A 987-nucleotide genomic window follows, 5' to 3' on the forward strand; every position below is an offset into this window, starting at 1 on the left:
CTTTAGATCTCGCTGACAATCCAGAACATCGAGCGAAACGAGATCTACATGATGAGCATCATGCTGAACAAATTAAACGAATTTGGAAAGAAAGTTCAGGCCGATATGGTGTGCTTAAGGTCTGGCAACAATTGAAACGTGAAGGTTATGTTATCGCACGTTGTACAGTTGCTCGATTGATACAGAAGCTAGGTATACAAGGTGTTATGGCGTTTTAAAACATCTGACTGCCTATCAAAGAGATTATTTATTGGTCGAATAATCTCAAAACCTGATTGACTACCAAGACGGTATCTCAGGTGAGTGACTTTACGTATATTCAAACTCATTCGGGCTGGGTCTATACCGCCTTTATTATTGATGTGTTCTCACGAGCAATTGTTGGATGGAAAGTATCTACACGGATGAATACAGATATGGTGCTCGATGCACTTGAGCAAGCATTGCATGATCGAGGGATGCCAAAGAATGTGATTCATCATTCCGATAGAAGTGTGCAATATCTTTCCAGTCGCTATACCAATCGTCTAGAAGCAGCAAATTTACGAGCGTCAGTCGGTACAAATGGTGATTCATACGATAACGCTTTGGCTGAAACAGTGAATGGGTTATACAAAACAGAGGTGATTGAATATTTAAAAGCAGACTGGCAAGGTTTAGCGGATGTACAACTTGCGACATTAAATTGGGTAGATTGGTTTAACAAAAAGCGTGTACACAGCGCATTGGGTTATGTACCTCCTTTTGAGTTTGAAGCAATGTACTATGATAAGATTAACCCGTTAGGTCAGGTGGCCTAACTTAAATAAAAATGTCTCCGACAAACCCGGTACGGTTCATTTAATGAAAGCCTCTATAGTGAAAAAAAATTAAGTTTTAATAAAAAAGCGCCTTTGAATGTAGGCGCTAAATTTTAATGCTTGATACACTAACGCTAATATTCAAGTATACTTAATTTAACATAATCTATATTATACGAAATCAGTC

At 38.4% G+C, this 987-nt stretch carries 1 pseudogene; it reads left to right on the top strand.

The window, feature by feature from the left end:
- Nucleotides 1-800 (top strand): annotated as a pseudogene (locus AVJ20_RS18015) (IS3 family transposase); the annotation flags it as partial.
- Nucleotides 801-987: the final 187 nt, after the last annotated feature.

The organism is Acinetobacter sp. CFCC 11171, assembly GCF_003268405.1.
Taxonomy (GTDB): Bacteria; Pseudomonadota; Gammaproteobacteria; order Pseudomonadales; family Moraxellaceae; genus Acinetobacter; species Acinetobacter amyesii.